The sequence below is a fragment of the Streptomyces sp. NPDC092369 genome (assembly GCF_044755245.1).
Taxonomy (GTDB): Bacteria; Actinomycetota; Actinomycetes; order Streptomycetales; family Streptomycetaceae; genus Streptomyces.
The window spans coordinates 157,810-165,230 of the sequence record NZ_JBIVQP010000007.1 but is presented as its reverse complement, the minus strand read 5'-3'; the positions used below and the strand labels follow the sequence as shown (position 1 = coordinate 165,230).

The 7,421-nt window shown below is 71.6% G+C and carries 10 protein-coding genes; 1 reads left to right on the top strand and 9 read right to left on the bottom strand.

Annotated features, from left to right (window positions below; genetic code table 11):
• Positions 1–144 precede the first annotated feature (144 nt).
• Positions 145–897, bottom strand: coding sequence for an anti-sigma factor domain-containing protein (locus tag ACIQI8_RS35795; RefSeq protein WP_402360121.1), 753 nt, complete (start codon positions 895–897; stop codon positions 145–147).
• Positions 894–1,478 carry a sigma-70 family RNA polymerase sigma factor gene (locus ACIQI8_RS35790; protein ID WP_402360118.1) on the bottom strand — a complete coding sequence of 195 codons (585 nt, stop codon included), beginning with the start codon at positions 1,476–1,478 and terminating at the stop codon, positions 894–896. Before ACIQI8_RS35790 ends, ACIQI8_RS35795 begins: the two co-directional genes overlap by 4 nt.
• Before the next feature lie 228 nt (positions 1,479–1,706).
• On the opposite strand from ACIQI8_RS35790, the gene ACIQI8_RS35785 reads away from it, so the two are divergent.
• Positions 1,707–2,378, top strand: coding sequence for an alpha/beta hydrolase (locus ACIQI8_RS35785; RefSeq protein WP_402360115.1), 672 nt, complete (start codon positions 1,707–1,709; stop codon positions 2,376–2,378).
• A 40-nt stretch (positions 2,379–2,418) separates the two neighbouring features.
• Here ACIQI8_RS35785 and ACIQI8_RS35780 read toward each other — a convergent pair whose 3' ends face one another.
• The 7 genes from ACIQI8_RS35780 to ACIQI8_RS35750 form a co-directional block, all read right to left on the bottom strand.
• The gene (locus ACIQI8_RS35780; RefSeq protein ID WP_402360112.1) at positions 2,419–2,547 is read right to left on the bottom strand and encodes an LPFR motif small protein; all 129 of its coding nucleotides are present in this window, start codon (positions 2,545–2,547) and stop codon (positions 2,419–2,421) included.
• Positions 2,548–2,588: 41 nt separating this feature from the next.
• Positions 2,589–3,155, bottom strand: a complete 567-nt coding sequence (locus ACIQI8_RS35775; RefSeq protein WP_402360109.1) for a type 1 glutamine amidotransferase domain-containing protein — start codon at positions 3,153–3,155, stop codon at positions 2,589–2,591.
• A gap of 70 nt (positions 3,156–3,225) precedes the next feature.
• Positions 3,226–3,552 (bottom strand): plasmid stabilization protein, encoded by a 327-nt coding sequence (locus ACIQI8_RS35770; RefSeq protein WP_402360106.1) that lies wholly within the window; start codon positions 3,550–3,552, stop codon positions 3,226–3,228.
• A gap of 278 nt (positions 3,553–3,830) precedes the next feature.
• Entirely contained in the window at positions 3,831–4,190 is a 360-nt protein-coding gene (locus tag ACIQI8_RS35765) for an STAS domain-containing protein (protein ID WP_402360103.1), read from the bottom strand.
• Positions 4,187–5,449, bottom strand: coding sequence for a PP2C family protein-serine/threonine phosphatase (locus tag ACIQI8_RS35760; protein ID WP_402361334.1), 1,263 nt, complete (start codon positions 5,447–5,449; stop codon positions 4,187–4,189). The genes ACIQI8_RS35765 and ACIQI8_RS35760 overlap by 4 nt, the downstream gene beginning before the upstream one ends.
• Positions 5,449–6,258, bottom strand: coding sequence for an alpha/beta fold hydrolase (locus tag ACIQI8_RS35755; protein WP_402360100.1), 810 nt, complete (start codon positions 6,256–6,258; stop codon positions 5,449–5,451). The genes ACIQI8_RS35760 and ACIQI8_RS35755 overlap by 1 nt, the downstream gene beginning before the upstream one ends.
• A 27-nt stretch (positions 6,259–6,285) precedes the next feature.
• On the bottom strand, positions 6,286–7,374 hold the full coding sequence (locus tag ACIQI8_RS35750) for an AI-2E family transporter (protein WP_402360097.1): 1,089 nt from the start codon (positions 7,372–7,374) through the stop codon (positions 6,286–6,288).
• Positions 7,375–7,421 lie beyond the last annotated feature (47 nt).

Genomic DNA, 7,421 nt, shown 5'->3' with positions numbered 1-7,421 from the left:
CCACCCGGGCCCCCCCGCCCGTCACCCGCGTCGTCCCGGTGGCTCAGGCGGCGTCCCGCCCCCCCCCCCCCACTTTGCCCCCGGGGGGGGCCCGGCGGGGCGGGGCCCCCCCACGTCTCCTCAAGCCGCTCCCCAAGTCGCTTCTCAGGTGGGGAAGTTCAGCAGGGCGACCGGCGTGGTCGTGGGCTGCTTCGAACCGCCCGCGGGCTCGACGGTGACGCCCACGCCCGAGGCTCCGTCCACGGCACCCCGCAGGAGTACGGTCTGGTCGCTGCGGCCGGGGTCCATCAGACCGGCGGACCGCATGGCGCCGCCGTCGTTGAACCACAGCTGGTAGACCTTCCCGTCGGCGGGATGCGCCATCTTGGACACGACGAACACGGCCCTGTCCTGACTGCGCGAGACCACGACACTCCCGGTGGCACCGCCGCCCAGCGACGCGGCGCGAGCCCTGGCGTCCGGCGCGGCCAGCACGGCGGCGATCTCGTCCGTGCGCTGTTCGGCCCGGCGCGCCTGGTTCGAGGCGTCCTCGGCCCGCTGGTGCTGCCACACCGCCGTCCCGCCGAGCGCGGCGGCTCCGGCGAGGCACGCGGCCAGCGCCCACCTGGACAGCAGCCGTGCGCGCAGGACCGTACGGCCGGAGCGGGCCGGTGCCGGCCCGCCGGGGGCGTCCTGACGGACGCCGGTGATCCGCTGCAGCACCTCCTGGCGCATCTCCCGGCGGGGCGCGGCGGAGACGGCGAGGCCCAGGCGGACCGCGGTGGCGGTCAGCTCGGCGGTCTCCTGGGCGCACGGTTCGCAGTCCGCGAGGTGTCGCTCGAACGCCTCGCGCTCGTCGTCGGGCAGGGCGTGCAGGGCGTAGGCGCCGGTCATCCGGTGCAGATCAGCGGTGATCATGCGGTCACCCCCAGGCAGTCGCGCAGCCGGATGAGACCGTCGCGCAGTCGGGTCTTGACGGTCCCCAGCGGCACCGCGAGTGCTTCCGCCACCTGGCGGTAGGTGAGTCCGCGGTAGTAGGCGAGCGTGACGGCCTGCCGCTGGATCTCCGTGAGCGTGCGCAGACAGCGGCGCACCTGCTCCCGCTCCAGCCGCGCCTCCACCTGCTCGGTCACCTGGTCGTAGTCGGGTGTACGGTCCAGCAGCGCGGCCTTGTGGTCCCTGGCGGCCGCGGCCTCCACCGAGCGCACCCGGTCCACGGCACGCCGGTGGGCGAGGGTGAGGATCCAGTTGATGGCCGTCCCGCGGTCCTGGCGGTAACGCGGCGCGGTGCGCCACACCTCCACCAGGACCTCCTGGGCCACCTCCTCGGACTGTGCCTGATCGCGCAGCACGGCCCGTACGACACCGAGGACCGGGCTCGCGACGGTGTCGTACACGGAAGCGAACGCCCGTTCGTCTCCCAGTGCCACGCGGCCCACCAGCTCCTGCAGATCTGGCTCCGTCGCGGGATTTGTGCCGATATGCACGGCTTCTTTCACGGGGATCCTCCGTGGTAGAGACATTTCCGGGCGTAATCCGATGCCGCGGAGCCCGCGGATTGGCCTCACGGTGATGAAATCGCAGGTGACACCGGACCGCGCGGGCAGAGAGGGCGGGGAACGGACAATACGGCCCACGATCGGCCAATCCACCGAACGGTCGGTGACGAATCACCGATGTGGGCGGCGATGCCGGCGACGCGAGCGCATGGCGGACGAGGAGCACAGATGGCAGGGCACGAGCACGCATCCGTCGGAGAGACGGCGGACACGTCCCCGCCCGCCCTGGTGACGCGCCGCGTCCCGCACACGCCCCGGGCCGCGGTGCTGTTCCTGCACGGCGGCAAGGAGGACAGCCGAGCGCCCTCCCGCCCGTGGCACCCGGCGGCCGTACGGATGCGGCCTTTCCAGCGGGCCGTCGCCGCGGCGACCCCCGACGACGTGCTGCTCGGCGAGGTCCGCTACCGCGTGCGGGGATGGAACGGCGCCGACGCCGATCCCCTGCACGACACCCGGCGCGCCCTGGCGGAGCTCTCTCGACGCCACGGCGACCTGCCGACCGTTCTCGTGGGCCACTCGATGGGCGGCCGCGCGGCCCTGCGGGCCGCGGATGCGCGGCAGGTCCGCGCCGTCCTGGCCCTGGCGCCGTGGTGCCCCGACGGCGAGCCGGTGGCACACCTGCTGGACAAGGACGTCGTCGTCCTGCACGGCGACCGCGACCGGGTCACCGACCCACGAGCGTCGGTGTCCTTCGTGCAGCGGGCCCGCGCGCAGGCCGCCCGGGCCGACGTCGTGCTGATGCCGGGCGGCGACCACGCCATGCTCCGCCACAGCGGCGAATGGCACCGCACGGCCGCCGCGACCGTCGTCGCTCTCCTGGCGGCCGGCGGTGTCGGCTGAACCGCACTGCGCATCCGTGCGGATGCACGCAACGGTGTCGTCAGTGACGGCCATGCGCGCTGTCGGAGGCGCCGCCGAAGAGTCGGGCGACGGCGCGGAAGGGCAGGGTCACGACGGTGGCGATGGCGCTCCCGATCGAGCGCAGCACGTCAGCTATGGCCTTGAACATGGAGAGTTCCAATCTGGGTCATCGAGTCTTCGGGAACGGCGTCAGGATCCGACGAGGGCCTTGTCGATCGCGTCGACGAACGCGTCGAGGTCCTTGGGTGTCCGGGAAGTGACCAGGGTGTAGTCGCCCGAGGTGTCGCTCACCACGGGCTCGTCGACCCAGGCCGCGGCTCCGGCGTTGCGGATGTCGGTGCGCAGTGAGGCGTAGGACGTCAGGGTCCTGCCCCGGACGAGGTCCGCCTCCACCAGGGCCCAGGGGCCGTGGCAGATGGCGGCGATCGGGCGGCCCGAGGCGGCGAACGCCTTGACGATGGTGAGCGCCTTGTCGTCCAGGCGGAGCTGGTCGGCGTTGAGGGTGCCGCCGGGGAGCAGCAGGAGCTGGTGGTCGCCGGGATCCACCACGTCGAAGGTGGCGTCGGGCCGCACGGTCTCGCCGGGGTCCTTGTCTCCCACCAGCGTCTGGACCGGGTCCGCCGTCGCGGCGGCGACGGTGACGTCCGCACCGTTCTCCCGCAGCCGCCTGAGCGGGACCAGGAGTTCGTCCTGCTCGACACCGTAGTTGGTGACGAGCGCCAGTACGCGGTGGCCGTTGAGGGGCTTGTCAGCCATGATGGTGCGCCTTTCGTCGTGGCAAGTGTGCGAGTGCGTGAGTTCGCGGGCCCGCGGTGGATGCGAGGGGTCAGTGGCCGAGGGCCTCGCGCAACTGCTGCTTGTTCATGGAGGAGCGGCCGTGGACGTTGCGCTTCCTGGCCTCCTCGTAGAGCTGGTCCCTGGTCGGGCTCATGGGGCCGCGGTGCGAGCGTTCGCCGCCGCGTTGCGAAGCGGACTTCTTGTCCTGCGTGGAGGTCCTGCTCGCCTGCCGTGCCTCGCCCGAGCGGGCCCGCTCCTTGTTGACCGTCCGCGCGGCGATCTCCTTCGCGCGTCCGGTGGAGGCTCCCCGCTTCTTCGCGCCTTCCTTGATGTGCTCGTACTGCCGCTCCCGCTTGGGGCTGGAACCTGCCGGCATCACTGCTCTCCTCGCCTCGGAATCGACATGGAGACGTGTGTCCCCACCCCCCGAGTGCTCAGAACGGCGCGAGTCATTACTCATTGCCGCTCCTGATCGGCTCAGTTCGCCTGATCGCAGATGTGTCCGCTGTGCGGTGACGTCAGGGTTTCCCGGGAAAAGAAAAGGCAGGGAGGCGGCGCTCGACCTCCCCAGGTGTTGCGCCGCTCCCCACCAACGCAGTCCAGGTGCCCGCGGAATGCCGCCCTACGCACACCCGGCCCGGGCGGGTACCGCGGTCAGCGCGCGGGGGGCCGCCAGGCGGCTTCGGCGGCCTGGGCGGTGGGGTGGGTGGCGAAGACCTGCTCCAGGCCGACCATGCGGAAGATCCGGGTCACGCGTTCGGGGACCGCGGCCAGCGCGATGGTCGCGTCGGCCGCCAGGGCGTGGTTGCGGGCGGCGATCAGTACGGTGATGCCGGTGGAGTCGCAGAACGTGACGCCTTCGAGGTCGAGGACGAGCTGCCCGCCCGGACGCAGACCGAGCCCGGCCAGCGCGGCGCGGACCTGGGGCGCGGTGTGATGGTCCAGGTCCCCGGTCAGTTCGATGACCGCTCCGGCGGTGGTGGCGCGGGTGCGGAGGGCCAGGTCCTCGGTCACTGCGGCTCCTGACTGGTGGGATGGGGCACGTGGACGGCCAGGAGGGCGGTGTCGTCGTCCACACCGGTGCCGAAGGTGTCGAGCAGGCCGCGGACCGCGTCGGTGGTGTCCGACGCGGTCGTGGGGGCCAGCGCGCGGCAGAAGTCGAGGAGTGCCTCGTCGCCGTACCGGTCCTCGCCGGTGGCGGTGTGGGCCTCGGTCAGACCGTCGGTGTGCAGGAGCAGGGTGTCGCCGGGGGCGAGACGCACGGTGGTGGTGGCGATGTGGGCGTCGGGCAGGACGCCGATGAGCTGTCCGCCGGGGGTGGGCAGGTGGTCGGCGGTGCCGTCCGCGCGCATCAGCAGGGCGGGCGGATGTCCGCCGCTGGCCAGGGTGATGTGGAAGCCGTCCCGGTCGGTGTCGGGGGTGAGCAGCCCGAAGACGACGGTGCAGAAGCGCGGGTCGTCCCCGTTGTACTCGTGGTTCAGGACCGTGTTGAGGTTGGCCAGGACGGCGGCCGGGTCGGGGTCGTAGACCGCTGCGGCACGCAGGGTGTAGCGGGCCAGTGAGGTCAGGGCCGCGGCGGCGGCGCCCTTGCCGCAGACGTCGCCGAGGAAGAGGCCCCAGGTGCCGTCGGCGAGCGGGAACAGGTCGTAGAAGTCGCCGCCCACCTCGTCGACGGACGCGATGTGGTAGTACGCGGCCACATCCAGGCCCGGAACATTCGCCAGGGTGGGCGGCAGCAGCGTCTTCTGCAGGGTGGCGTTGAGGCGCATGAGGCGGTCGCGTTCCAGGTCGGCGTCCTTGCGGGCGCGCAGCAGCTCCGTCTCGTAGGCGCGGCGCTCGCGGGCGTCGAAGAGGGTGGTGCGGATCAGGAGCGGCTGCCCGTCGCTGCCCGTCTTCACCGTCGAGGTGACCAGCACCGGCAGCCGCGAGCCGTCGGCGGCCTTGAGTTCCAGGGCGATCCCGCTGACCTCGCCCTGCATCATGAGCAGCGGGGCGTAGTGGGTCTCGTGGTAGAGCCGGCCGCCGACGGTCAGCAGGTCGGAGAAGTGCCTGCGGCCCACCAGGTCGTCGTGCGCGTAGCCGAGCCAGTCCAGCAGGGTGGCGTTGACCTTGGCGATCCGGCCGTCCAGCAGCGTGGACAGATAGCCGCAGGGCGCGTGCTCGTACAGGTCCTCGGCGCTGTCCTCCAGCAACGCGGAGAACTGTGCCTGCTCATCCCGCGGACCGCGCTGTTCGTTGGGGGTGCCCTCCTCGGCGCCGCTGGTCCCGCACATCATCCGCGCGCGCTGACGAACGCGGCGATCGCCGCGGCGGTCTCCTCCGGGGCGGCGAGCTGGGGGCAGTGCCCGGTCGCGTTCAGCGTGACCAGTCGGCTCCCCGGGATCCGCGCCTGCACGAACGCACCCACCTCGGGCGGGGCGATCGCGTCGCGGGAGCACTGGGCGACCAGGGTTGGCACGCTCACCCGGGCCAGGTCCCGGCGGTTGTCGGACAGGAAGGTCACCCGGGCGAAGACCCGGGCGATCTCCGGGTCGGTACGGCAGAAGCTGTTCGTCAGCTCCTGGCCCAGCTCGGGCCGCTCCGGGTTACCCATGATCACCGGCGCCATGGCACCCGACCAGCCCAGGTAGTTCGCGTCCAGCGACTCCAGCAGCTCGTCGATGTCCTCGGCGCTGAACCCGCCCCGGTAGCCGGTGTCCGGGTCGTCGACGAAACACGGTGAGGGAGCCAGGAGCACCAGGCCTGCGAACGCCTCGGGCTCCCGCGCGGCGGCCAGCACCCCCATCATCGCGCTCACCGAATGCCCCACGAACGTGACCGGACCGAGGGCCAGTTCGCGGCGCAGCTCCAGCACGTCGTCCACGTACCCGTCCAGCGACGAGTAGCGGTCCCGGGTCCACGCCGACGGGTCCGAGTTCCCCGACCCCACATGGTCGAAGAGGACCACCCTGAAGTCCTTCTCCAGCACCGGCACCACCAGACGCCACATGTTCTGGTCGCAGCCGAAGCCGTGCGCCAGCATCACCACCGGCCCACCGACCGGCCCGGTGACGGTCACGTGGTTCCTGCTGCGCACATCCATGCGGCACATCCTCGCAGACGGCACAGGTCAGCCTTCGGCCGTCGGCTCCTGCGTCGGCTCGCTGAGTTCCTCGCGCACGTAGTTCCACACCACCGCGATGAGTGCCGCGACCGGTACGGCGAGCAGGCTGCCCACGATGCCGGCCAGACTGCCTCCCAGCGTCACCGCCAGCAGGATCACGGCGGCGTGGAGGCCGAGCCCACGACTCTGGATCATGGGCTGGAAGACATTCCCCTCAAGCTGCTGCACCACGACGATGATGGCCAGCACGATCAGCGCGTCCGTCAGACCGTTGGAGACCAACGCGATGAGCACCGCGACGAAACCGGCGAACAGGGCGCCGATGATCGGCACGAAGGCGGAGACGAAGGTGAGCACCGCCAGCGGGAGCACCAGCGGCACCCCCACGATCCACAGGCCCAGACCGATCAGCACGGCGTCGAGCAGACCGACGGCCGCCTGGGAACGTACGAAGGAGCCCAGGGTGGTCCAGCCGCGCGTGGCCACGACGGGGATGTCGGTGGCGAGCCGGCCGGGCAGCTGACGGGCGAGCCACGGCAGGAAGCGCGGTCCGTCCTTGAGGAAGAAGAACATCAGGAAGAGCGCCAGTACGGCGGTGACCAGGCCGTTGACGACGGTGCTCACCCCCGTGATCACTGTGGTGACCATGCTGCCGACGCCGTCCTGGGCGCGGGCGACGGCGCTGTCCATGGCCTTGGGGATCTGGTCGTCGCCGATGTTCAACGGCGGCCCGGACGCCCACTCGCGCAGTTTCTGGATGCCGTCGACCACGCCGTCGGTCAGCTCACCGGACTGGGACGCCACCGGCACGGCGATCAGCGCCGCGACGCCGACCGCGACCAGGAGGAACAGCACGGTCACGGCCGACGCGGCGAGCGCGGGCTTCCACCCGTGACGTCGTAGGAAACGGCACATGGGCCAGGTCAGTGTGGTCAGCAGCAGGCCGACGACGAGCGGCCACACCACCGACCACATCTGGCCCAGAAGCCACAGGGTGACTGCGAGCATCGCGAATATCAGCAGCAACTCCGCGGAAAATCGCGCCGATGTACGCAGCGCGGCACGGGTCTTCGTGGAACTCAGGGTGGCAGTCACGGTGGAACCCTATGGGCACTGCCGCCGACGGCAGGACCTGGGCCGTG

Coding starts and splice junctions, on each gene's coding strand:
- ACIQI8_RS35795 (WP_402360121.1), bottom strand. CDS start 897: ATGATCACCGCTGATCTGCACCGGATGACCGGCGCCTACGCCCTGCAC.
- ACIQI8_RS35785 (WP_402360115.1), top strand. CDS start 1,707: ATGGCAGGGCACGAGCACGCATCCGTCGGAGAGACGGCGGACACGTCC.
- ACIQI8_RS35780 (WP_402360112.1), bottom strand. CDS start 2,547: ATGTTCAAGGCCATAGCTGACGTGCTGCGCTCGATCGGGAGCGCCATC.
- ACIQI8_RS35775 (WP_402360109.1), bottom strand. CDS start 3,155: ATGGCTGACAAGCCCCTCAACGGCCACCGCGTACTGGCGCTCGTCACC.
- ACIQI8_RS35770 (WP_402360106.1), bottom strand. CDS start 3,552: ATGCCGGCAGGTTCCAGCCCCAAGCGGGAGCGGCAGTACGAGCACATC.
- ACIQI8_RS35760 (WP_402361334.1), bottom strand. CDS start 5,449: ATGTGCGGGACCAGCGGCGCCGAGGAGGGCACCCCCAACGAACAGCGC.
- ACIQI8_RS35755 (WP_402360100.1), bottom strand. CDS start 6,258: ATGGATGTGCGCAGCAGGAACCACGTGACCGTCACCGGGCCGGTCGGT.